Below are 23677 nucleotides of genomic sequence, written 5' to 3' on the forward strand. Positions count from 1 at the left end.
TGTGTACCGTGAGGAATTAGTTTCATTGAAGGAGGAAGAAATATACATGTATATAGGTTCGTTAGAAGAACGCCGAGCTAGAGGAAGTGAAATAAAACTTGTAACTGCTGCTTTGTATGAAGCAAAAGTTAAGGACGAAGAAATCGTGCGAGTATTGATGAAGGTATGTGATGCAGATAGAGAGGAAGCAACTAATGCGTTTCGTAATGAAAAGTTCATGTTGTATCCACGTAGAGAATTGTATCAATACCTGATTCTAGAAAAAGGCTTTGAAGAACATGACGCTGATGTGTTTATACGCAATAAAGCTACACGCGCGTTGGCTGACAACAGGGAGCTAAGTAAATTATCACCAGCTAAAATGTTTGACGCTATTAATAAGGCTAATAAATAAGTGGAGGAAAACTAATGGCTAAAAGAGATCGTTATAATGCGCTGGTTATTCTTACAAATAATGCGGCTCTCATATGGAAAGAAGCTCGTGGGATAGCGCCGGATTCGGCGTCAGATAAGCTGGACGATGCTATGCTCGAATGGCAAAGCGAATTAACTAAAACATTGAAAATTTGGATTGATAAAGGTCTCACAATGACTACAGGTGAGCTGATTCTTGCACGTGCAAACCTTGGTGCAGTCGTTGAATCGTGGCTTAAATTCTTTTACTGTGTTTATTATGAAGATTATTGTAAGAGCCCGATTACAAATAATAAAGGCAAAATGATAGAGCCGGAAAAAGCGTCGTTCGATAATCTTAAAGAATTTAGTAGTGGAAAGCTATGGGATGATGTAAAGTCACCAGAGTACGCTTGGGTTGATTCTGTACAGCATAAAAGGAATGCAATTCATTCGTTCAGATACAGAAATATTGGAACTCCACAGGAATTTTTGGATGATATTGATCATCTTTATGATTTTGTAGATAATGTGCTTTCACACTTTCCACCGCTTGAGGACTATATCGAGGCATATCCAGCGGGCTATGTGATGAATCCATATTTTGATTGATATGTTCCCGAGAACCCTAAAACCGTTGATATGTTCTCGCATACTACGAAAAACGTAAAAAACGGTTGACCTGTTCCCGAGAACCCTGACGTAAATAATGGCAACTCGGGCCACGTAGAGTGCGTGGTAGGACTATGTCGAATGTACTCTTGAAAGTGGCGGAATTTAGGCATTTATGTGAGTTTTATTCATTCGATAGAGAGAATAAGGGTTATGGTAAACGTAGCACACAGACTGAGGTTACGGTTTGTGTGGCCGTTGGCATTGGGAGTTAAAAACACCGTAAAGTCACAATTTCAAGACTATGTAAAAGTTGTTGACTTGTAATTTCTTGCAGTTTATTATGTATATAATCTCAATAATCATTTGATGATTGGTTTGAGTGGTTAATTTAGTTAATTTATATTTACGGAGGGATACGAAATGAAATTATTATTATCAGGAGGCAACGCCGAAGGCGTTGTCACACTTGACGAATTTTTTGCTTCTCAAATTGATTTAAGTCGAACAGTATTATATGTACCAGTCGCTGATAAAGAAACTAATTACGACCAACGCTTTGAATGGTTCAAACGCACTTATAATAAATATGGAATTTTCAATATAGAAATGTGCATTGACCTGAACAAAGCAGTTATAAGCGATATATACACCGCAATATATATCGGAGGTGGCAACACTTTTAAGCTTTTGAAGGAAATAAAAGAGAGTGGATTTGATAAAAAGCTCATTGATTTTATAAATCGAGGTGGATTTGTATATGGCTTATCAGCAGGAAGCATTATTTTTAGTGAAGATATAACGAGTACAACCTATGATAGTGAAAACACTATTGGCTTTGAAGATTCAACAGGACTAAATTTGGTAAAAGGTTTTAACATTTGTTGTCATTATGGGAATGGGGATTATGATAATACAAACTATAAACGAAATAGGATTCAAGAGTATTCAGCGCAGTCATATGGCACAATCGCATTGCCGGATGGTTGTGCGGCTTATATTCAAGATGATACAATTACTTTTATGGGTAGCGGAGTTGTACTGTTTAAGAAGCCTTAACGTTTATCCATATCGTCGTATGTTATAAGCAAACTACCGTTTAAATTACACTTTGACTACTTTTAGAGAAAATAAAAATACTCGACATTTAACATTACAAATTTATGTCTGAAAGTATAGGCCGTATGACTGAAGACGGCACGGCAGAACCCTACTACAGTATATTCGTATTTAAGACAGGTTACACAACTACAGCAATGGCTGAAGAACCTCGCAGAAACAAGCGTTCTATTATATGTTCTCATAACGGTGACACTCCATCCAGTATGGGGAAACATATCAAAAAATAGAGGGGTGTGCACCTTTTAGCAGAAACCCCATACAATTTAGCGATAATAAAATTAATTCCTTCATTGATAAACTTGATAAATTGCATCAAAATCATAGTTGTTAGACATACATAAACAATGATTTTGATACAATGGAAAACCCTTGAATTCAGGGGTTTTCGTTGTTTTTTGGATATTTTAGAGTAGGGATTTTTAAGGTTTAGAGATTAAATTTATAGATTTTTATGTTGGACATGCACACCCCTATGGATTTTGAAGTTAGGGGTGTGCATTTTTAGGGTGGGGTGTGCACTTTTTAGCGGAAAGAATATGTAATATGTAGAATGAAAACATATGTGCAAGTTATAAAAAGAAAATTTTAGCCTACTCATCATGAACACGACATAAGGAAGATTTCTTCATACTGTAGCGTGTATGCTTTATTTTTGAATTATTTCCATCAATCTGGATGTTGCTTCTTCTGATTTTTTCTGCTTGTACTTGATCAAACTGTTCCTGGGTTATTATAGGAGTGCGGTTACTATTAATTAAGTATTTCTGATATTCGCCTTTATTGACCCTGCGCTCATTATAAGGGAAATCAAGTGCGAAAGTTTTACCAACAATTACGTTACCTATATATATTTCGTTAGAAAGCATTGTATCGATTGTACGCTTTGACCGGTGGGCTTTGCCAGTAGGAGATTTTATTTCTTGTTTCTTAAGTTCACGAATTATGGCCAGGATACTATAACCACTAAGATATAAATCAAAAATCATTTGTACTATTTTTGATCCTTGCTCATCTAATATAATATTTTCTTCTGATTCGTGACGATAGCCATAACAATTGATTTACAAACTGCCACTATTGAAACTGTTGTGGTGCATTCAGAACATGAGATAACTTTTACATTTAAAGATGGAATGAATATATAAGAATACAAAAACATACAGAGTTAATGTATTGATATGCTCCCCTTAAAGGTGTTTTTTAAAAATTATAAAATGATTTTGTTTTATGAAAAATATTAGTAAGTTAGCCCTAAACAAATGTTTTGTATTGGTTGCGAATAAAATAATTTTATGTTACAGTAAATTTACTGGAAAATGTTGAAAACCTTATTAATTTAAAATTTAGCAAAAAATCTGATTATTAATGGAATACCAACTTGTTTAAGTTTAAGTATAAAAAATTTAAATTTATATTTTTTATGAAACAATATAATATAACTCGGGTAGAAGGAGCGGTAGAATGTCTGAATATAGTAACAAAAGTGAGATTGATATGATATATGAACAGCTTAGTCCTCGGGCAAATGAACTATATCAATTTGTAATTCATTACAACGCATATATGAATCAACCTCGTGATTATGATGGTTCTGGTGAACTTATTAATATGGTAGAGATACATATATTAACTATAATCGAAGACCAACCTGGTATTACAGTAAGTCAACTTGCAATAAAATGGGGTACAACTAAAGGAGCTGTTTCACAAACTCTTAAAAAACTTGAAAAGAAAGAATTGATTTTTAGACAAAATGAAAATGATAATGCTAAGACAATTCACCTTTATCCTACAGAAAAGGGAGATCGCTTAAGTACTGCTCACAAGTCTTATGATAATGCGGACATCCTTCAAACTCAACATGAATTATTAAAAAGTTGCACATTAGAAGAAGTTGATACATTTTATAAGGTAGTACATGAATATATTAAATTGTTTTAAAAACAATTGAAGAATGCAAGTATTTTGTTTAGATGATAAATAAAATACTTGTATTTTTTTAATTTATAAATCGACATAAGAAATTGAAAGATTACGGTAATTTTTTTTAAACTATAATAACATATATTATAAAAAGGTATATCTGATAAACAAAATTGATTAGATAAACGATTATATTTATAAATATAGCAAATAAAAGGAGAAACAAAGCATGAAAACTTAAAAAGATACGTATATAGTATATCAACTAAACAAAATATATAAATTTTAAAAATATTATAAATTTTAAAAATATTATAAAATTATATTGACTTATTATTTAACTTTGATTATAATAAAGAAATAAATAGTTTAGCAGCTAAACATAAATTTGAAACAATAATTATTATTGTAGTAAATTAATGGCCATATAATTTATGATAATTATGAAAACGTTATGAAAAGCATTTAAACAAATATCAACCACAATTTATAATATTTACTAGTTAATTAAAGATTGAAGGAGGAGTATTTTACATGGGAAAAATTATTATATCAACATTAAAAGCCCCACAAGCCATCGGACCTTATTCACAAGCAACAGGTATTTCAGAACTAGTTTTTGTATCTGGTCAACTTCCAATTAATAATGAAAGTGGAAAAATTACTGATAACGATATTGAAGAACAAACCAAACAATCGTTAACTAATTTATCTGAAATTCTTCAAGCAGCAGGAAGCGATTTAAATAAAGTTTTAAGAACAACTGTCTATTTAAGTGATATGAAAAATTTTGAAAAGATGAATAAAGTTTATAAAACATTTTTTAAACCAGGAAACTATCCTGCTAGGACTGCAATTGAGGTATCTAAATTACCAAAAGATGCATTAGTTGAAGTTGAAGCAATAGCTCATTTATAAATAAATAGGAGGTTTTATTATGAATATTAAAGAATTTTGCGAAAAGTATGCAATAAATAGACTAGGTACAAATTGCCTAAAATGGGATGCGCTAGATAAGCGTTATGGAAATAAAGATTTAATTGCTATGTGGGTTGCAGATATGGAATTTAAAACTCCAGAAGTCGTAATTGAAGCAATGAAAAAAAGAATTGAACATGGAATATTTGGATATTCTTTTGTGCCTGAGTCATATTATAATGCCTTTATTAATTGGGAAAAGAATGAACATAACTATGAAATAAATAAAGAATGGATACGTTTTACAACCGGTGTTGTTGTTGCCTTATATTGGTTTGTTAATGCTTTCACAAAACCAAATGATTCAGTAATTATTATGACTCCAGTTTATTATCCTTTCTTTAATGCTGTTAAGGATAATGGAAGAAAACTAGTTACCTCAGGATTAATTAACACTAACGGAATATATACCATTGATTTTGAGAATTTCGAAAAGAATATTATTGAAAACGATGTTAAATTATATATCCAGTGTTCTCCTCATAATCCAGCTGGTAGGGTTTGGACAGAAAAAGAATTGGATACAGTTTTATCTATATGTAAAAAACACAATGTACTTGTTGTTTCAGATGAAATTCATCAAGATATTATAATTGGAAATAATAAACATTTGCCAGCAGCTATTGTAAGTGGCGGAAAATATGCAGATAATTTAATAACAGTTACAGCACCTTCAAAAACTTTCAATCTAGCTGGGTTATTAAATTCTCACGTAATCATATCCAATGAAGAAATAAGGGCACAATATGATGCTTATGCAAAAACTGTTAATCAAACAGAAGTAAATATTATGGGATTAACTGCAACTGAAGCTGCTTATACTCATGGAAAAGAATGGTTAGAATCTCTATTAGATGTGATAAGACACAATTATAACAATGTTAAAACTAGATTGAATGAAAAAGCACCGAAAATAGTTATCACTCCATTAGAAGGAACTTATCTTGCTTGGTTAGATTTACGAGCATATATGGATCCTAATGACACAAAAGTCTTTATACAAGATAAATGTAATCTTGCTATTGATTTTGGTGAATGGTTTAGCGAAGATTGTAAAGGTTTTGTTAGACTCAATATGGCTACGGATCCGAAATATGTTGAACAGGCTATAGATAACATTATAAAAAATATCAATTGTTTATAAAAAATATCAATTATTTATAAAAACAAAAGGAGGCGAACATAAATGCAATTTTTAAAAAATTATAAATTTTCTTTTATTCTTCTGGGAGGAATGTTACTAGGGTCCATTCTAGGATTAATACTTGGACCCAAAGCTGTAATCCTTACTCCTATAGCAGATATTTTTCTAAATTTATTATATTGTTGTGTGGTACCTATGATTTTCGTATCATTAGTATCTTCCATTGCCAATATGGAGAATCTACATAAGCTAGGTAAAATATTATCTATCATGATGATATTGTTTATTGTAACAGAAATTATAGCCAGCATTTACATGGCTGTCATCTGTGGTGTGTTTGATCCAGCTCGTGGAGCAAATATAGTTATGAACGAAACAGTGAAAGATATGACGAGTAATAGTAATTTCTTATCAATGTTTACTGTAAATGACTTCTCACTATTATGGTCAAGAAAAAATTTGATGGCTTTAATTATTTTTTCAATGATTTTCGGGGTATCTACCGTTGCTATAGGAGAAAAAGGAAAGCCTGTTGTGCAATTCTTTGACTCACTATCTAATGTTATTATGAAAATGGTTGGGTATGTTATGCTTTTAGCACCAATAGGACTAGGTGCATTCTTCGCTACTTTAATTGGGCAGTATGGTGAACAAATCGCCGGCCCACTATCAAGAGCATTAATAATATATTTTATAGCTGCAATAGTATATTTCTTCTTATCAAATACTATTTTCGCTTTCATTGGTGATGGTACTAGAGGAATTAAGAATTTTTGGAAAAATATTGTGCCACCAACTCTAACATCTTTAGGTACATGCTCTAGTGCTGCATCTATTCCAAGTAATCTTATCGCCTCAAAAAACATTGGCATTCCAGAAGATATTAAGAATATTACTATTCCTATGGGCTGTAATCTTCATAAAGATGGAGCGTGCTTAATTTCAATTTTAAAAATTGCATTTATGTGTTCTATTTTTAAGATTAACTTTCTAGATCCTAAAAACTTATTGACTGCTATTGTGGTATCTGTAGTAGCATCATCAGTAATGGGTGCAATACCAGCGGGTGGATATGTTGGAGAAATATTTATTGTAGCTGCTTTTGGATTCCCTGCTGTTTCAATTCCAATTATGGTCTTAATTGGAACGATAACAGACGCACCAGCAACAGCAATTAACGCTACTGGTGATACTGGGATTGCAATGATTATTTCTCGCATCATTGAGGGTAAGCATTGGGCTGATAAAAAAATTGAGAAGGTTGTCACTAATAAAAAAGTTCATATAGAAACAAAAATATCTATGTAAATTAGAAACAAGCTAATATAATTCCAGCAAAGGTAATATTTTGACTGGAATTATATTTTTTCTATTTAATTGAAACTTCGAATAATAAAACAACAAAAACTTAAAAGAAATTTAAACCAATAAATATTCCAAGGGAATAAAGAAAAACTTTAGTGTGGGTAAAACATAACTTGAAGTTTTTTGTTAACTGTATATATGCTTCTTTCAATGGACAGTGATATAGTTAGTAGAGGTTCGCCTCCACCATACATAAACAATGATTTTGATACAATGGAAAACCCTTGAATTCAGGGGTTCTCATTGTTTTTTGGATTAAAACGCAGTGTGAAAATTAAACTTGAAAGCATAAAAAATTGGATTAAATTGAAAAAATGCACACCCCCTATGGATTTTAGTGTAGGGGGTGTGCATTTTTAGGGTGGGGTGTGCACTTTTAAGCGGAATTATAAAGGCTTGTTTAATATGGTCCATGAAGGTACATGTTGAGATAGTATTAACTCTGAAGTGAAATTTAACTAGAAAATAAAGATTATACTATAATTACGCGGACTAGTGAGGAATTTTTAGCTTTATAAATTTTCTGATTTATACTGCAAAATTCTTTACAAATATACTGACTTCAAGTATAACATCAGTATGTTTGTGATGAGGTGAAGTAAATGGATTATTTAAATAAATTAGAAAATTTAATTGAGCAAAATAATGGTATATTATTTACATCAGATTTAGCGCGTCTAAATATTCCACGAACGTATTTATCTAAGCTTGTGAGTATAGGGAAATTAGAACGAGTAAGCAGAGGTGTATATATTTTGTCGGGTGAAATTGAAGATGAGATGTATTATATGCAGATTAAATATCCAAAGTTAATTTATTCACATGAAACAGCTCTGTTTATACATGGGTTATCTGACAGAACGCCATTTGAATATTCAGCAACTGTACCAAGTAGTTATAAGGTTGTAGAAAATATTTCTGAAAACAACAAGATTTATTATATAAAAAATGAACTACATTCTTTAGGTGTTACTGCTGCAAAAACTTCTTTTGGAAATGATATTAAATTGTATAATATTGAAAGGACAATTTGTGATATCGTACGAAGCAGAAACAAAATAGACATTCAAATTTTAAATGATGCTTTAAAGAGATATATTAAATTAAAATATGCTGATTTTAATTTGCTAGGCGAATATGCGAAAAAGTTCCATGTAGACAAAATAATAAAAAAATATATGGTACTTTTATGAGTAGCAAAGGCATGAGTTAAAGGCGAAAATTAAAAACCTTGCCAAAAGCAAAGATATGTCTGCACAAGTTGTTTTGCAAAACTATATGTTTGAGAGGTTTTTAGAACGCATATCAAAATCTGAATACAAGAATAAGTTTATATTAAAGGGTGGGATGTTAATAGCTGCCATTGTGGATATAGATAATCGTTCAACAATGGATATGGATGCAACGTTAAAAGGATATACATTAAATGAGGATTCATTATCAAAGGCTATAAATGATATTTGCTCAATTGATGTAGACGATGACGTAATCTTTTCTTATATTAAGGTTGAGCCTACCAGAGAAGATGATGATTATGGTGGGTATAGGGTAAGTATACAATCTGTTTACGATACCATTATAACTCCAATGCAAATTGATATTACAACAGGAGATGCTATAACTCCAAGAGAAATCCTATATAGATTTAAAATGATTTTTGATGATAATACTATTGATATTTGGGCATATAACATAGAAACAGTTTTAGCGGAAAAATACGAGACCATATTAAGGCGCGGAGAATTTAACACAAGATTAAGAGATTTTTATGATATATATATTTTGACAAAAACACAAGACTTCAATAAAAAGCTGTTCAATGAAGCAATTTTAAAAACATCGAAACATAGGGGAACAACACATATCTTCAAAAATATTGAAAAAAGAATATCAGTTGTTGAAAACAGTAAAGATTTAAAAAAGCTATGGGATAAATATAAGAAAAATTATAGCTATGCAAAAGATATTTCATTCGAGGATATAGCTTTTGTTTTGAAGGAATTGTTAGTAGTAATAAAGTAAAGTTAAAAGCATTTCATTTTGGAGTGTCTTTACTTAGTAAGTTCAGTCAAGTCAGTCTCTTTCAGCCAATGGATGTGTTCCCTCATACGTTTTGAGGGAATTTTTCATTTTTTATTTTACTATGAAAATAGGCTGCCAACTATTGTTGTTGACAGCCCGAAGTTATGTAGACTATCTATATAACTCCTTAATTATTATTTATTGTTGGTCAAAATAACCTCTGATTTCATTCAACTTTTCTTCAGCATAAGGTCTACCACCAGTTGCAATTTGATCAATTTGAAAATGTTTTAAAACTTCAAAACCGCAGGTTTGAAGAGTATCTTTTATAAAGCTGCCAGTAATAGGATTTTGCAATTGATTGTTATAGTAGTCGTTAGGTGTTTGCATAGTTGTAATAACGACTGCTTTTTTATTTTTTAATAATCCAATCATTGTTCCATTTGCTCCATATTTATATGCCCAGCCAAGCTGAAAAACTTTATCACAAAATCCTTTTAAAGCAGCAGGCATTGATGCCCACCATAGTGGAATTGGAAATACCACTACATCCGCTTTATCTATTTCTGCTTTATATTTTAACACCAATGGATCTTCTATCTGTCCTTTTCTCCACTGCAACAAGTCTTGCCCTGTCATAAGAGGGTTAAATCCATCTTTTACCAAATCGATGCATTCAACAGAATGCCCATTTTTTGAAACAGTTTCAGCAACAGTTTTTGCTACTCCTGCGTTAAAGCTTCCTTCATAAGGGTGGCTGCTAACAATTAAATAATTCATACTATCAATCTCCTTTTTTATTATATAGATTTGTTATATTGTATTAATGTCACAGAGATCTGTAACATGCGACATTCGTCATTAAAACTTTGCAATAATCGCCATTATGATTCCAAATATGCCAACAGGCACAACAGCAAGCCCGGCCTTAGTATAATCACCGCCGCAAATACCTATGATGGAGGGGAAAGTAGCTGTGGCAAGGAAAAACCCTATATTCTGAAAAGTAATTACTACCCCTGTACCTATACCCACAAATTTATGATTTTTTACAATAGAATTAATAGAAATAAAAATCATAGCAGGGCCAGCAAGACCAATAAGTCCTAAAAATATTGTAGCAGTAAGTATAATAGGTATTGATGGTATAAAGCACAGCGCAGTAGCTACAGTAGATACTATAACGGTTATCACAAAAATCGGTTTAGCACCTGTGGATTCAGAAAGCTTACCTAATATAGGACAACCTATAATAGAGGCAATCATTGGAATAGAAGCAATAAAGCCTGCTTGTGATACACCCATTAACCTGCTATGTGCAGCAAAGCTAGGAAAGAAAATGATAACACAAAACAACAAATAAGCGCTTGAAGCAAATGCAAGAGACGCACAGATTAAATCCTTATTTTTTATAACCTCTAAAAAGCTTACTTTTTCTTGATTTTGATAAGAAGTATCGACTCCTTCAGGGGCCTTGATTACAAAATGTACAGCAAGTGTAGTGATCAAGCTAACGACTGCAAATACAACCCAGATAGAGTGCCAACTTAATTTCATGGTATTAAACATAAAAGGTGTTGCATTAAAAGCAATAATTTGTCCAATAGGCATCCAAACGGCAAATATACCCATTGCGCTACCAATCTTGGCTGGAGCACAATACGAAATTATTGTCATAGGAGCACCTACACAAAGAAAAATAAATCCTATACCTTCAATTGCACGACTAACTATCATTACGGCTGCTGTTGTTGAAAGTGCACCAAGAAGAGCACCAGCCGTTGCCATTAATCCGGCCATAATAATAATTTTCTTTGGACCATATTTCTGCGATAAAGTACCCGCTGGAAGCGCAAATGCAATACCAATCAGTGTGTAGATTGACATAAGCCATGGAGCAGAAGACTCTCCCATATGCAGGCTTGCTGCCACATCTTTCATGATCATAGGAACCTTAAACTGATTCATAGCGATAGCAGCCGCTACGATCATAATAACTAGTCCAATGACTTTATAGTCTTGGTACTTAACGTTTTTATCATTTTCCATTATTCAATACTCCTTATAATTTTTAACTCGCTTCTTAAGTTAAGCGGTGTGCTATATTTTAGCGGGATTTTAAAATCATTTTAATTATACATCTTGAAACTTCATAAGTAAAATAGTATAATTTTATTATATGTATAGTCAATTACCTATGGAAAGAGGTGTATAATAAATGACCTTGAGGCATTTTAGGATTTTTATTGCAGTTTGTGAGAACAATAGTATAACTGCTACTGGCAAAAAACTTCACATTACACAGCCATCTGTAAGTATTGCCATTCGTGAACTTGAAGAAAACTATGGAGTTAAACTTTTTGACAGAGTGTCACGAAGGCTATATATTACAGAGACTGGTAAGCAATTATTAGAGTATGCAACGCATATTGTTTCGCTAACTGACGAAGTGGAAGTAGGAATAAAAGATTGGGACTCCTTCGGCACTCTACGTGTGGGATCAAGTATTGCAATCGGTTTTGGTATATTGCCTTCTTATGTCAAAGCTTTTGAGCAGCAGATCCCTTCCGTTAAAGTAAATGTCGCTGTAAATGATACTAAAACAATAGAAGAATATATTTTAAGAAATACTGTTGATATTGCCCTAATTGAAGGTAAAGTACAGAGTCCAAATATTGAACAAATTAAGTTTATGGATGATGAATTGGTTTTAGTTTGCGGTAAAAAACACCCATTTAGCCGTTACGATGAAATAGAGCTAAACATGCTAGATGGACAAGATTTTATACTACGAGAAAGAGGTAGTGATGACAGAGAATTTTTTGAGAGTTTCTTAGCAGCACACGAATTAGAAATCAATACACGATGGGAGAGTATAAGCATACTAATCATTTTTGAGGCAGTAAAAGCAGGGTTAGGATTAACCATTCTTCCTGAGGTAATAGTAAAAGCAGGTGTATCATTAGGTAATATCCATGTTTTAAAAATTAAAAACGTTTCGCTAAAACGTCAATTTTCTATTATTTATCAAAAAAATAAATTTCTTACCAAATCAGCAAAAAAATTTATCAGTCTTTGTATTAATAATAACGTAAACCCATAGTTTCCCAATCTAATAAAATGCAAACGGAACGCCACTTAGTCTTCTGATTAGGTGGCGTTTTAAGTTTTGCTTTAGACGAAAAATCATAAAGTGAATTGTTATAACTTTTGTTGAGTCGTATTTTATAGTTATATCCATATAAAATGAGGAAACAAATGCCCTTGGGGTGTTTATTTTTACATGTATGTAAAAATAAGTTAATATGCTATTTAATTTGTATATTCATAACCCTGCGCTCATTATAAGGAAAATCATTTCAATAAGTTTTTCCAATTATTACATTGTCGATGAATTTTTCATTGCTAAGCATGGTATCAATTGTACGTTTTGACCAATTCTCTTTACCAGTTAGTGATTTAAACCCTTGCTTTTCAAGTTCATGAATGATAGCTAGGATACTGTATCCACTAAGGTATAAATTGAAAATCTTTTGAACTATTTTTGATTCTTGTTCATCTATCATAATATTTTCTTCTGAATCATGGCTATAGCCATAGCACTTACGATTATATAGTTTTGAACTTCCGTTTTCTAAACTATGTTTGATTCCTCATTTGATATTTTGGCTTTAGTAGTGTAAGAATAATTATAGTCATGTTTTGATTTGAATTTAGGAAAATCAGTATGTGCTTTAAAGAATTTATGATAAGCATTATCTAAATTATAAATAGAATTAGTTAAAGCAAATTTATATACGTCTTTATCATCTTTATTTCTTAAGTTAAAATCTAAAATATTTGATAACTTGTTTATATCGCCATTAAACACAAAACTTAATAATTTGTTTTCATCAAAAATTAGATAACAAGGTGGTTCATTTTCAGGAATTAAGATATATACTTCACTTACAAGTGCATTGAATGACTTACAGTTCACCTTAACAATTGGGTCTAAAGGAATCTTTACCACATATCCATCGTCAGTAGCGGGGTCGTTTTTATATAATCCTTCTAAATTGGTAATCCAACTTGTAATCATATCTTGAATTTGTGGATTTGATTGGACTACTTTCACAACTTTATCTTGTTTCGGGTCAAAAATTTCAACATATTTAAAACCCTCAGCATTTACACATAGTCATAATAATTAAATTTTCTGAATAGTAGTATCTTATGGAAAAAAATATTGCAGGAGGATAATCTAATGGAACGAGAAAAGAAATGTCCAGAATGTGGTTGTGAAAAAATTGCACAGGCTAAACTTGATATTAATGCAAAATTATATCCTATTGACGCATTTTTCAAAATTATGAATGGGTCAGAAGTGAATGCAGAGGTATGTACAAAATGTGGTTATATTTTAAATATGAGGGTATTAACACCAGAGAAATTCAAGTGATAATTCACATTTTTCATATATCCTGTCTCAATAAATTATGAAAACCCTTGAATTCAGAGGTTTTTGTTGTTTTTTTGTTATATAGGAAACAGCTTGCGGAAGTGGCTGTGGATAACAGTTTACAGAAAAAACATATGGAAAAATTCAGAAAAATATGAGATGATAAAACTATGGAAAAAAATAAGATTACTATAAAACAAATATTTAAAGACCAATCAAGAATTTTGGAAAAAGAATAAAGAAAAGTACCAAGTACCCTGAAAAAATGAGAGAACATATGCACATAGAAGTTATGAAAATGATAGGATGCGGGGATATTTCTTTAGGTTTTGTGGCATATATATGCTTAAAATGTTTAGAAGTATTTAAAGTAGGATTTACATGCAAAAGTAGATTTTGCAGTAAATGCGGTAAAAAATATATAAATGAGTGGGTAGAGAAACAAGTGAGTAAAATTTTAGATGTACCACATAGACATTGTGTATTTTATAAGAGTTTTTAACTCTTATTTTAAAGGGAGTAATTACGTATACACAGGAATTTAGGGAGTTTTTTGTTAGAGAATATGAAAATGGTAACACACCTGCTCAGATATTGAGAAAAGCTGGTTTCGAGCCAAAGATGTTTGGAAAACCACGTCTTCATAGCATTTGTACAAATATGCGAAAAATGGCCAGTCGCAAAGAAGGGCTTACAGATACAAGAAAAGGATAGTCTGGAAGAATATCGACTAAGGGTTTTACTCCTGAGGAAGAAATACAACGTCTCAAGCAGAAAGTAAAATATCTTGAACAGGAAAATACCTTTTTAAAAAAATCAGATTCTTAGACAAGAAAGTTCAACATGCGCACGACCGGAAGAAAAATTCAAAATCATCCAGGCTATGATTTCTCATGATAATAATGAATTGAATATATGTTGGTTATGTGAAAATGCAGGTGTATCACGAAGCGGATACTATAATTGGCTAAAGACAGAAAGTAAACGAATGAATAAAGAAGCCAAGGATCGTGCTGACTTTGAATTAATTCTTATCGCATACCAATACCGTGGGTATGACAAGGGAAGGCGTGGCATCTACATGCATCTTCTACATATGGGAATCATAATGAACCAGAAAAAGATACGTAGGTTGATGAAAAAGTACAATCTATTCTGTCCTATTCGAAAGGCAAATCCATACCGAAGAATGGCTAAAGCTATTCATACTGATTCTGTATCAGATAACCTGGTAAATAGAGAATTCCGTGAGCAAGGTGCAGGCATGATTATTCTAACTGACATAACATATCTTTTTTACAATAAAGGTGATAAAGCATATTTATCCGTAATGAAAGATGCTTGTACCAATCAAATTTTAGCATATGTACCAAGCTTAGCTGATATCACCATACTCATTAATAAATTCTACACCCATTTCTACTGAAAACAGCATTAAATCAATAATATGCTTGTCATCCTTTGAAATCGGCTTAAAGTCTACAATTACTTTTTCAACAATAGCTACTCTTAGCTTTCCAAAGCCTTTTTCAGGCAGGAATTCATTTTTTATTTTCTCCTTGCATGGGCTCAGTAAATCAGCAACGCCAGTATCGCCTTTAAGCCTAGCATTAATAAGGTTTTTAACTTTATCGCTCATCTTATAAGTTTCAACTAGAAGCTTCATAAGTTCTTCTGGTTGTAGTTGTTTGAGCTGCTTTTTAAGTTCAGTTATTGATAGATTTTTATCTTTTATCATTTGAAGTTCCACCCCAACTTATTTTTTATAATTCCATTTTATTTAAAGTAAAGTAACACCTCATGCACATTAATATGTTACTTTATCTAATTCACTATCACACCTCAAACATTTTTGCACTGCATGACCTTTTTCTTCATCTTCATAACTACACTGATCACAATAGTTCACCTTACATTTTGGACAATCAAAAATTGCATTTACCTGTCCGCCTGTTCGCTCACTAATTTCTCCTTAGATAATTCCTCAATATAATAAAAACTATTCAAAAGAACTACTTGAAACTTTAGATAATGTAAGAAGCCCTTAATCTGTATCTCTAATTTGTGTAGCTCTTGGTTTTATAGCTAATGAGGATGCAATCCCAATTATATATGATAAATACTTTGAATTGAAAAAAATATATAAGAATGAAAGTTATGCACAAGGTCCTTTACTTACTCTTTTTAAGTTGAAGGAAAGATTTTATATGCAGAAAAAATAATATAATGCCTCAAATAATATTCATAGGATGGATTAATAATGGAATACATAGGCGGTATAGTAGAAAGAATTACATATGAGAATGAAGAAAATGGATTTTGTGTTATTAAAATAAAGTCTAAGGGGTATTCTGATCTGAAATAGACCATAAAAAGAAAATAATACTTATTTTTGAAGATATTCAGTGGATTGATTATGGTAGTTTAATGTTTTTAAGTAGCATGATTTTGCATGGACATACTAATCTTTTGTGTTTAATGACATATAGAAACGAATACAACATCGAAATAGATAAATTTCTAGTTTCTGCAAATAAACATAATAAAATTTTAAGGTTGGATTTATTAAGATTTGATAATAATGAAGTAGAAAATTTTATTAAAATTGGTCTTCCAAAAAAGAATTTCACTAAAGAGATATTAAATAAAATTTATAATGAAACTGAAGGAAATGCATTTTTTTTAACAGAATATATTAATACTATAAAGTTTAATAGTGATATAAATATTATGTCCTCGAAAATGCAGGATGTAATGAAAAGCAGGTTTTTAGATATTTCAGAGGAGTGTAAAAACATTTTAAGAATTTCATCTTTATTTTTGGATGAAATTCCTTTATATATTTTGCATGAACTTACAGGGGAAGATGAACTTAAGATAATGGACGCAATAGAAGGACTTGAAAATAAATTCTCTATAAAGATTTCCCATAAAAGTGGAATTTCTATGTTTTCATTTTTCATGATTTCAGAAAGTTTAGATACTATAACATTCCACGGCTTTAAAATTAATCCTTTTCAAATTGAAAACAATAAGTTTCTAAAACATAAGCTGTATTCTTATCTACTATATCTATAAACTTATCTTTCAGCATAGTTTTACCTATACCAGCTTCGCCTACTAAAAACACTGCTTTCGAACAGTCATTTTTTATAAAATCATTATAATTGTTTTATAGTATCCTTATTTCATTATATCTTCCAAAGAAAAATTAAATAGCTTTTTTAGTAACTTCCTTAGTATTCATAATATCTATTATTTCATTAATTATATTTAATATTTTATCATCAAGAGAAATAGATAATTCATCTTTAAATAAATTTTTAACACCATTGTATGTTTCAATTGCCATGTTATATTTACCTTGATTTTTATAACTTTGTAGTAAATATAAGTAAGCATCTTCATTAAATTCATCTGTTTTTATTAATAATTTTGAATATTTTTCAACAATATCATAATTGTTATTATGTAAAGCATTTTCTATTTTTTTATTCAATCTATTGGTATACATACATTTTAAACTTTCACGAATTTCTAAAAGCCAAATTTCAAAGTTAGTAGCATTTTTAGGGCAAAATCCTTGTAGAAATTCCCCATTAAAAACATCTATTTCGTTTTCATCATTCATAAATCTATATACGTCTAACTCTATTTCTATATCTGGATTAATCATAACTATTGATTTTTGAGGAGATATTAACACAGGTACATTAGAGAATTTATTTATTTTATAAATAGCATTTCTTAGATTTTTTATAGCGTCGCCTTCTTCTTGGTTAGCCCAAAAAAGTTCTGAGATATGTTTTCTATCATCTTGTTTATTCAAAAGTAAATAACAAAAAAGGCCTTGGGCTTTACTGTAAGGCAAGAAAATTTCTTTTTCATTGACAGTTAAATAAAAATTACCAAACATCTTTCAATGTATATAATGCATAAAAACACTCCCGGTTAGTGACATAAACTTTCTTATATAAAATATATAACACTATAGATTATACTACATTATAAACATAATTCCAAAATTAAATTCTTACTGAAAGTTTTTATTAATAATAAGTAACTATTTATAATATTCATTTATTTGACGTTTTGATGTTCTAATTAATTTATAATAATGATAAAGGAGGAAGTGATAAAGATAATGTTACATTTCATCAAAGTAAATCTAGAAAAACCTTGTACAGAAGAAGGACTAAATAAAAATAGTATCAGACTTAAAACGAGTGGAGGCGAGTTTTGAGCAAATGCTACATATTTATGCTTTTGGTTAAAGCAACTAAGTAATCGTTTAGAGATGTATATTAGTAAAGTTAAAGAATTTGTTTGAAATTCAGGGGGGGAAGGTAAATCATGATTAATACAGAACATGTAAGCGCAACCAGAACTAGCGATATATTTAAATTTGTAGGTTATAGTGTAATTGGAATATTTATGTTTTTTATAACAATAACTATAAATGGAAAGACGACTATTCCAATAGACCATGTGGTTACAGCATTAAAAGGATTATCTGGGGGAGGTGGTGGAATCTATGGGCTAATAGTTATCATTTTAGGAGGAGTATATCCTTTCTATAAAAAAACATGGAATAAAGATAAGGTAACATTAGTATTTTCTATACTTAAATTATTAGGTATAGTAATAGGGTTCATGGCGTTCTTTAATTTTGGACCTAGCTTTCTATTTGAGAAAGATATGATTCCATTCTTATTTAATTCATTAGCTATCCCAGTAGGAATAATTGTTCCCGTAGGTTCAGTATTTTTAGCATTTTTAGTTGGGTATGGACTTATGGAATTTATAGGCGTTATAATGAAACCGGTTATGAGACCTTTGTGGAAAACTCCAGGACGTTCTGCTGTTGATGCAGTTGCTTCCTTTGTGGGAAGTTATTCTATTGCATTGTTAATTACCAATAGGGTATATAAAGAGGGGAAATATACAACAAAAGAGGCTGCAATAATTGCTACAGGATTTTCTACCGTATCTGCAACTTTTATGATTATAGTGGCAAAGACATTAGGAATAATGAATTTGTGGACTAAATACTTTTGGGTAACATTAGTAGTTACATTTATTGTTACAGCTATCACGGCAAGGTTAAGACCATTAAGCAAAAAGTCTGATGAATACTATAATAATCAAAAGGGTGATCCGGAAATACCTAGACAAGGAAATATGCTTAAAAATGCATGGGAGGAAGGAATTAAAGCTTCTAAAAGTTCAGTATCAATAGGAAAAAATATTGTTGATAATTTAAAAGATGGATTTGTTATGGCTATGGGAATCCTACCATCAATAATGTCTGTAGGATTAATAGGGTTAATTCTTGCAAAATATACCCCTGTGTTCAATATAATAGGGTATGTTTTTTACCCAATAGCGTTATTGTTTAAATTGCCAGAACCATTGCTTGCATCAAAAGCATGTGCAGTGGGTATAGCTGAAATGTTTTTACCAGCATTATTAGTTGTTGGCGCTCCTCTTGTAACAAAATTTGTAGTTGCTGTAGTATCAATTTCAGCAATACTGTTTTTCTCTGCATCAATACCATGCATACTGTCAACAGATATACCAATAAGTATACCTGAGATAATTGTAATATGGTTTGAAAGAACTGTTCTCACATTAATGATAACCATACCTATTGCGTATCTAATATTATAAGTAAGTTCCACTGGCAATTAAGGTGAAAAAAGGTAACCAATAGTAAATATATAAGGATAAAAAGTTAAAATATTAAATAGATATAAAAAATCTAGGAGCATAATCCATTATGTATGAATTATGCTCCTAGATTATTATATTTCAACTAATTCCTTTAATCGGTGCAGATGGGGTACGGCAACATAGCCATCAAGCTAAACTAGAGATAATTGTTTTAAATTTGATTGCATGGAATTCTCTCCCTTCGGTGAATTTAGTTGTGATGAATATAAATTCGACGAAAGTGGGGAAATTCTTATATGATTGTAGAGCCTTGCAGTCACTTGATTACAAGGTTATGCAATTAACTAAAACTATATTCTAAAGGGGGATATTGGTGAAAAATAAAATTAGCACTAAAATAGTTATTGCTATAGTGAGTTGTTCAATTTTAGTATCAGCGATGGTAGGAATTACGAGTATTGTTAAATCCACAAGTATAATTAAGCAGGAAGCCACAGAGAAACTATTAAATATAGCTTCTAGTAGAGGAAATGAATACACAGTACAAACTACAAAGGTTGAAAACACTGTAAAGGAGTTATCAGGACTAGTTTTAAACACAATAGAAGTTTCTAAGGTTAAAGACCCAAGCTATATAAGTACATACGAAAAACAGATAAGTTCTTTAATGAAGAGTTTAGGTGATAGTAATAATGGGCTTGTAGGGCTATATATAATTTTTGATCCTAAATTTACAGGTGGAAGTAAGACTTATGATGTAGCTTATAATTATGATGAGCAGAAAAAGCAAAGCTATATGACTAATGATGGTTTAAATTTAGCGGATTTTAAGGAAAGCAATGCCGCTATGGATTGGTATTATAAATCAATTAAGGATAAACTAGGAGTGTGGTCAAAACCTTGTGTGGACCCAGTACGTAAAATAAATGTGATATCTTATACCATGCCTGTATATTCTAATAATGAATTAGTTGGAGTTACAGGTATGGATATTTCCTTTGAAAGTTTGAGAGGGATAATTTTAAATACAAAGATATATGATACTGGTTCTGCATTTTTGCTAGATAAGCATTATAGTTTTATAGTTGATGGAAAGAAAAAATCAACTGATAAATTAGATACCTTAGAAAGTGGAAAATATAAATTTATAACTGATGAATTAAAAAATAAAAAATCAATTGCGCTGGAGACAAACTTTGAAGGACATAAGCAAATGATGGGTTATTATACTTTGAATAATGATCAAATTATGGGATTAAAAGTGCCTAGCTCAGAAGTGTTCAAAAATTTAAATAAAACAATATATATTATTGTTTTAATTATAGCTCTAGGAATTATAGCTTCAATAATTATTGCATTAGTTATTGGCAGGAGAATATCTAGACCAATAGAAGTTGCAACAAGTTTTATAGGCAAATTAGCTAAACTAGACCTAACCTATAATGACAAGAACCTAAACCAAATGCTATCAAGTAAAGATGAAATAGGTGTTATGGGAAATAGTTTAATAGAGCTAAGGGAAGAATTAATAAAGGTTGTTGAGGAATTAAAGAAGGATTCTGATGAGGTAGTGGAATATTCAAATACTATTTCTGTCAATGCGGAGGAAACATCATATGCTATTACTGTTCTTTCACAAACAGTTGAAGAATTAGCTAAGGGAACTGTTGAACAAGCAAGTGAGGCTCAGGATGGCTCATATAAATTGAATATACTTGCCGGTGAGATAGAAGAAGTTGTGGCTAGCATTACTAGTCTTAAAGAATATTCAATAGAAATGGAAAAAATGCAAGAGAAGGGTAGCAAAGCAATTAAAGAGCTTAATGTAAAGCTCCAATTAAATGTACAAGCCACTGAAAAAGTTGCTAATAATATAGATGGACTATCAGATAAATCAAGCTTAATAGGAGAAATTATAAGTACTATTCAATCTATTGCAAGCCAGACAAATCTACTAGCTTTAAATGCGGCAATTGAAGCAGCAAGAGCAGGTGAGAGTGGAAAAGGTTTTGCAGTGGTAGCAGAGGAAATTAGAAAGCTTGCAGAAAAAACAGCTACGTCCACACATCAAATAGATGATATAGTAAAGCAAATTCAAAGTGAAATAAGTTTAGGCAAAAACAATATGGATGAAGCTAAAAATACTGCTAAAGAAGCAAATTTTGTAATGGAAACGTCTACAGAAGCCTTTGAGGTTATTGGAGAGGCAATATATAATACTAAATCAAAAATACAAAGCATTGCATCTAGCATCAATACAGTAGATAAAGGAAAAGAGGATATAGTTGAAGCCATTCAAGGAATATCTGCAATAACTGAGGAAGCAGCAGCATCAACGCAGGAAGTGGCTGCAACTATGGAAGAACAAGAAGCCGCAATTAAAACTGTATCAGAAACAGTAGAGGAATTAAAAGAATTAGCAGTTGTATTAGATAAAATAGTAGGTAAATTCACTGTGTAAAATAATATAGTGCTAGAGGAGGGGAAATTATGAAAAAAATATGTCCTATTTCGTAGTGCTTGTGTTAAGTATTGGCCTAATGGTAGGATGCACAGAAAATGCATCAAAAACAGCAGACATGATTCTTACTAATGGTACTATTTATACGGAAGATGCAAACAATACAGTAGCTAAAAATGTTGCAGTTAAAGACGGTAAGATTCTGTCTGTAGGTACAACATCAGATATTGAAAACTACAAAGGAGCTTCTACTCAAATTATTGATTTAAAATGCGAAACAGTTATGCCGGGGTTCTTTGACAGTCATATGCATCCTGCAATGTCAGCAGTAGATTATGTATTCTCTGTTGTTGTTTCAGATGTTAGTGGAGTAGAAAGCTATGCAAAGAAGATTAAAGAATTTGCTGTTGCCAATCCTGATTTGAAAGTTATTCAAGGAGCAGGCTATTATCGTTCTGATTGGGATGAACTTGGTCCACGAAAAGAAACTTTGGATGCAATCGATTCAACTAGCCCCATTATCATGCTCTCAAATGATGGACACTCGATGTGGGTAAACTCAAAAGCACTTAAAATGGATGAAATTACAAAAGATACTCCAAATCCAGAAGGAGGAATAATCCAAAAAGATCCTAAAACAGGAGAGCCATCAGGTCTTCTTCAGGAAAGTGCTATGGATCTTATGAAAGATATTTCTATTAAATATTCAAAAGAGCAATATAAAGAAGCTATCCTTTGGGTTCAAAAACTATTAAATTCTAGAGGAATAGCTAATGTATTTGATGCAAATGCTAATTTGGACAACCCTAATTATTATTAAGCTTATAACGAACTTGCTAATGAAGGGAAATTAACTATAAGAGTAAAAGGAGGTTGGTTATTAGAACCTACAATGGGCGATAAAGTAAGCTCAAATATTGATAAAAGTATTGAACTTTCAAAAACATTTACTTCACCATATTTTAAAGTAAATGCATTTAATTTTTTGCAGACAAAGTATTGGAAGAAGAAACAGGTCTTTTGTTAAAGCCTTATGCACACAGATCAGATAACTGGTATGGACTTAAAGTATGGACAGATGAATCAATGAAAGCAGCATTTGAAAAAATTGATGCAGCTAGATTCCAAATTCATGTTCATTCAATAGGTGATGGTGCTGCTAAATATACTCTAAATGCGCTAGAATCTGTAAGGAAGACTAACAGTGAAAGAGACTCAAGACATACATTGGCACATTGTCAATTTATGGCGCCTGAAGATATGAAAAGAATGGCGGATATGGGAATGACAGCTGTTGTAGCTCCTTATTGGATGCAAGTTGATGATTACTTTTGGAATCTGTATTACCCATATTTAGGCAAGGAACGTGCATCGATACAATATCCTTATAAGAGTCTATCTGATTCTGGTATACTTAATTCCTTTCGGATTGAATTTTTACAAACACCTTTAAAATGCTTTTTTTTCATAATTTTCACAAAAGCTATTGAAATCAATATTTAATTGTATTATGATGTTCTTAGGGTTTTTTGTTGTAGTTAAA

At 31.3% G+C, this 23677-nt stretch carries 24 protein-coding genes and 1 pseudogene; 18 read left to right on the plus strand and 7 right to left on the minus strand.

The window, feature by feature from the left end:
* Positions 1-46: 46 nt before the first annotated feature.
* The 3 genes from G9F72_RS02575 to G9F72_RS02585 all read left to right on the plus strand — a co-directional run bounded on the left by G9F72_RS02575 (position 47) and on the right by G9F72_RS02585 (position 2064).
* Complete coding sequence (locus G9F72_RS02575) at positions 47-394, plus strand: hypothetical protein (RefSeq protein ID WP_164959477.1); 348 nt, start codon at positions 47-49, stop codon at positions 392-394.
* 14 nt (positions 395-408) lie between these two features.
* On the plus strand, positions 409-1005 hold the full coding sequence (locus G9F72_RS02580) for a hypothetical protein (protein ID WP_164959476.1): 597 nt from the start codon (positions 409-411) through the stop codon (positions 1003-1005).
* A gap of 423 nt (positions 1006-1428) precedes the next feature.
* The gene (locus G9F72_RS02585) at positions 1429-2064 is read left to right on the plus strand and encodes a Type 1 glutamine amidotransferase-like domain-containing protein (RefSeq protein WP_164959475.1); all 636 of its coding nucleotides are present in this window, start codon (positions 1429-1431) and stop codon (positions 2062-2064) included.
* Between the two features lie 653 nt (positions 2065-2717).
* Here G9F72_RS02585 and G9F72_RS02590 read toward each other — a convergent pair.
* On the minus strand, positions 2718-3188 hold the full coding sequence (locus tag G9F72_RS02590; protein WP_318010969.1) for a recombinase family protein: 471 nt from the start codon (positions 3186-3188) through the stop codon (positions 2718-2720).
* Positions 3189-3588: 400 nt separating this feature from the next.
* Here G9F72_RS02590 and G9F72_RS02595 point away from each other — a divergent pair, with 400 nt between their 5' ends.
* The 6 genes from G9F72_RS02595 (at position 3589) to G9F72_RS02620 (ending at position 9559) form a co-directional block, all read left to right on the plus strand.
* Positions 3589-4068 (plus strand): MarR family transcriptional regulator, encoded by a 480-nt coding sequence (locus tag G9F72_RS02595; protein ID WP_164959473.1) that lies wholly within the window; start codon positions 3589-3591, stop codon positions 4066-4068.
* Positions 4069-4584: 516 nt separating this feature from the next.
* Positions 4585-4968 carry a RidA family protein gene (locus G9F72_RS02600; RefSeq protein WP_164959472.1) on the plus strand — a complete coding sequence of 128 codons (384 nt, stop codon included), beginning with the start codon at positions 4585-4587 and terminating at the stop codon, positions 4966-4968.
* 19 nt (positions 4969-4987) lie between these two features.
* Positions 4988-6172: a MalY/PatB family protein gene (locus G9F72_RS02605; RefSeq protein WP_164959471.1), complete on the plus strand. Its 1185-nt coding sequence runs from the start codon at positions 4988-4990 to the stop codon at positions 6170-6172.
* Between the two features lie 42 nt (positions 6173-6214).
* Complete coding sequence (locus G9F72_RS02610; protein WP_164959470.1) at positions 6215-7480, plus strand: dicarboxylate/amino acid:cation symporter; 1266 nt, start codon at positions 6215-6217, stop codon at positions 7478-7480.
* A 659-nt stretch (positions 7481-8139) separates the two neighbouring features.
* Entirely contained in the window at positions 8140-8730 is a 591-nt protein-coding gene (locus G9F72_RS02615) for a type IV toxin-antitoxin system AbiEi family antitoxin domain-containing protein (RefSeq protein ID WP_164959469.1), read from the plus strand.
* A 55-nt stretch (positions 8731-8785) separates the two neighbouring features.
* The gene (locus tag G9F72_RS02620) at positions 8786-9559 is read left to right on the plus strand and encodes a nucleotidyl transferase AbiEii/AbiGii toxin family protein (RefSeq protein WP_164959468.1); all 774 of its coding nucleotides are present in this window, start codon (positions 8786-8788) and stop codon (positions 9557-9559) included.
* A gap of 198 nt (positions 9560-9757) precedes the next feature.
* Here the strand turns inward: G9F72_RS02620 and G9F72_RS02625 are convergent, their stop codons facing one another.
* Both G9F72_RS02625 and G9F72_RS02630 read right to left on the minus strand, forming a co-directional pair.
* Positions 9758-10339, minus strand: coding sequence for an NAD(P)H-dependent oxidoreductase (locus G9F72_RS02625; protein ID WP_164959467.1), 582 nt, complete (start codon positions 10337-10339; stop codon positions 9758-9760).
* A gap of 81 nt (positions 10340-10420) precedes the next feature.
* Positions 10421-11608, minus strand: a complete 1188-nt coding sequence (locus G9F72_RS02630; RefSeq protein ID WP_224675931.1) for an MFS transporter — start codon at positions 11606-11608, stop codon at positions 10421-10423.
* Positions 11609-11777: 169 nt separating this feature from the next.
* Here G9F72_RS02630 and G9F72_RS02635 point away from each other — a divergent pair, with 169 nt between their 5' ends.
* Complete coding sequence (locus G9F72_RS02635) at positions 11778-12662, plus strand: LysR family transcriptional regulator (RefSeq protein ID WP_164959465.1); 885 nt, start codon at positions 11778-11780, stop codon at positions 12660-12662.
* A 256-nt stretch (positions 12663-12918) separates the two neighbouring features.
* On the opposite strand, the gene G9F72_RS02640 is transcribed toward G9F72_RS02635, so the two are convergent.
* Together G9F72_RS02640 and G9F72_RS27510 are read right to left on the minus strand one after the other, a co-directional pair.
* Positions 12919-13125, minus strand: coding sequence for a recombinase family protein (locus G9F72_RS02640; RefSeq protein ID WP_164959464.1), 207 nt, complete (start codon positions 13123-13125; stop codon positions 12919-12921).
* A gap of 68 nt (positions 13126-13193) precedes the next feature.
* Positions 13194-13676: a hypothetical protein gene (locus G9F72_RS27510; protein ID WP_411955926.1), complete on the minus strand. Its 483-nt coding sequence runs from the start codon at positions 13674-13676 to the stop codon at positions 13194-13196.
* Between the two features lie 129 nt (positions 13677-13805).
* On the opposite strand from G9F72_RS27510, the gene G9F72_RS02650 reads away from it, so the two are divergent.
* The 3 genes from G9F72_RS02650 to G9F72_RS02660 all read left to right on the plus strand — a co-directional run bounded on the left by G9F72_RS02650 (position 13806) and on the right by G9F72_RS02660 (position 15426).
* The gene (locus tag G9F72_RS02650) at positions 13806-14000 is read left to right on the plus strand and encodes a transcription initiation factor TFIIIB (RefSeq protein WP_164959463.1); all 195 of its coding nucleotides are present in this window, start codon (positions 13806-13808) and stop codon (positions 13998-14000) included.
* Positions 14001-14235: 235 nt separating this feature from the next.
* Complete coding sequence (locus tag G9F72_RS02655; protein WP_224676260.1) at positions 14236-14502, plus strand: transposase zinc-binding domain-containing protein; 267 nt, start codon at positions 14236-14238, stop codon at positions 14500-14502.
* 405 nt (positions 14503-14907) lie between these two features.
* Entirely contained in the window at positions 14908-15426 is a 519-nt protein-coding gene (locus tag G9F72_RS02660) for an IS3 family transposase (protein ID WP_164959461.1), read from the plus strand.
* On the opposite strand, the gene G9F72_RS02665 is transcribed toward G9F72_RS02660, so the two are convergent.
* The gene (locus G9F72_RS02665; protein WP_164959460.1) at positions 15376-15738 is read right to left on the minus strand and encodes a DUF6155 family protein; all 363 of its coding nucleotides are present in this window, start codon (positions 15736-15738) and stop codon (positions 15376-15378) included. The two genes, G9F72_RS02660 and G9F72_RS02665, sit on opposite strands and share 51 nt — an antisense overlap.
* A 689-nt stretch (positions 15739-16427) precedes the next feature.
* On the opposite strand from G9F72_RS02665, the gene G9F72_RS02670 reads away from it, so the two are divergent.
* Entirely contained in the window at positions 16428-17078 is a 651-nt protein-coding gene (locus G9F72_RS02670; protein ID WP_224675932.1) for a hypothetical protein, read from the plus strand.
* Positions 17079-17211: 133 nt separating this feature from the next.
* On the opposite strand, the gene G9F72_RS02675 is transcribed toward G9F72_RS02670, so the two are convergent.
* Complete coding sequence (locus tag G9F72_RS02675; RefSeq protein WP_224675933.1) at positions 17212-17916, minus strand: BTAD domain-containing putative transcriptional regulator; 705 nt, start codon at positions 17914-17916, stop codon at positions 17212-17214.
* 437 nt (positions 17917-18353) lie between these two features.
* Between G9F72_RS02675 and G9F72_RS02680 the strand changes: the two genes are divergently transcribed.
* The 4 genes and pseudogenes from G9F72_RS02680 to G9F72_RS02695 all read left to right on the plus strand — a co-directional run.
* A complete protein-coding gene (locus G9F72_RS02680) occupies positions 18354-19670 on the plus strand; it encodes a YjiH family protein (RefSeq protein ID WP_164960179.1) in 1317 nt (438 codons plus the stop codon).
* 376 nt (positions 19671-20046) lie between these two features.
* Positions 20047-22134 (plus strand): methyl-accepting chemotaxis protein, encoded by a 2088-nt coding sequence (locus tag G9F72_RS02685; RefSeq protein WP_164960178.1) that lies wholly within the window; start codon positions 20047-20049, stop codon positions 22132-22134.
* 40 nt (positions 22135-22174) lie between these two features.
* Positions 22175-22954 (plus strand): amidohydrolase family protein, encoded by a 780-nt coding sequence (locus tag G9F72_RS02690; protein ID WP_164960177.1) that lies wholly within the window; start codon positions 22175-22177, stop codon positions 22952-22954.
* 176 nt (positions 22955-23130) lie between these two features.
* A pseudogene (locus tag G9F72_RS02695) lies at positions 23131-23637 on the plus strand (amidohydrolase family protein); the annotation flags it as partial.
* Positions 23638-23677: the final 40 nt, after the last annotated feature.

It is taken from the genome of Clostridium estertheticum (genome assembly GCF_011065935.2).
GTDB classification, from domain to species: domain Bacteria; phylum Bacillota; class Clostridia; order Clostridiales; family Clostridiaceae; genus Clostridium_AD; species Clostridium_AD estertheticum_A.

Bases quoted from the DNA above. Each gene is read 5' to 3' on its own strand.
- G9F72_RS02600 (WP_164959472.1), top strand. From the start codon at position 4,585: ATGGGAAAAATTATTATATCAACATTAAAAGCCCCACAAGCCATCGGA.
- G9F72_RS02670 (WP_224675932.1), top strand. From the start codon at position 16,428: ATGTTTTTAAGTAGCATGATTTTGCATGGACATACTAATCTTTTGTGT.
- G9F72_RS02610 (WP_164959470.1), top strand. From the start codon at position 6,215: ATGCAATTTTTAAAAAATTATAAATTTTCTTTTATTCTTCTGGGAGGA.
- G9F72_RS02630 (WP_224675931.1), bottom strand. From the start codon at position 11,608: ATGGAAAATGATAAAAACGTTAAGTACCAAGACTATAAAGTCATTGGA.
- G9F72_RS02680 (WP_164960179.1), top strand. From the start codon at position 18,354: ATGATTAATACAGAACATGTAAGCGCAACCAGAACTAGCGATATATTT.
- G9F72_RS02580 (WP_164959476.1), top strand. From the start codon at position 409: ATGGCTAAAAGAGATCGTTATAATGCGCTGGTTATTCTTACAAATAAT.
- G9F72_RS02575 (WP_164959477.1), top strand. From the start codon at position 47: ATGTATATAGGTTCGTTAGAAGAACGCCGAGCTAGAGGAAGTGAAATA.
- G9F72_RS02605 (WP_164959471.1), top strand. From the start codon at position 4,988: ATGAATATTAAAGAATTTTGCGAAAAGTATGCAATAAATAGACTAGGT.
- G9F72_RS02675 (WP_224675933.1), bottom strand. From the start codon at position 17,916: ATGTTTGGTAATTTTTATTTAACTGTCAATGAAAAAGAAATTTTCTTG.
- G9F72_RS02665 (WP_164959460.1), bottom strand. From the start codon at position 15,738: ATGATAAAAGATAAAAATCTATCAATAACTGAACTTAAAAAGCAGCTC.
- G9F72_RS02595 (WP_164959473.1), top strand. From the start codon at position 3,589: ATGTCTGAATATAGTAACAAAAGTGAGATTGATATGATATATGAACAG.
- G9F72_RS02690 (WP_164960177.1), top strand. From the start codon at position 22,175: ATGTCCTATTTCGTAGTGCTTGTGTTAAGTATTGGCCTAATGGTAGGA.
- G9F72_RS02625 (WP_164959467.1), bottom strand. From the start codon at position 10,339: ATGAATTATTTAATTGTTAGCAGCCACCCTTATGAAGGAAGCTTTAAC.
- G9F72_RS02650 (WP_164959463.1), top strand. From the start codon at position 13,806: ATGGAACGAGAAAAGAAATGTCCAGAATGTGGTTGTGAAAAAATTGCA.
- G9F72_RS02640 (WP_164959464.1), bottom strand. From the start codon at position 13,125: ATGATAGATGAACAAGAATCAAAAATAGTTCAAAAGATTTTCAATTTA.
- G9F72_RS02615 (WP_164959469.1), top strand. From the start codon at position 8,140: ATGGATTATTTAAATAAATTAGAAAATTTAATTGAGCAAAATAATGGT.
- G9F72_RS02585 (WP_164959475.1), top strand. From the start codon at position 1,429: ATGAAATTATTATTATCAGGAGGCAACGCCGAAGGCGTTGTCACACTT.
- G9F72_RS02620 (WP_164959468.1), top strand. From the start codon at position 8,786: ATGTCTGCACAAGTTGTTTTGCAAAACTATATGTTTGAGAGGTTTTTA.
- G9F72_RS02635 (WP_164959465.1), top strand. From the start codon at position 11,778: ATGACCTTGAGGCATTTTAGGATTTTTATTGCAGTTTGTGAGAACAAT.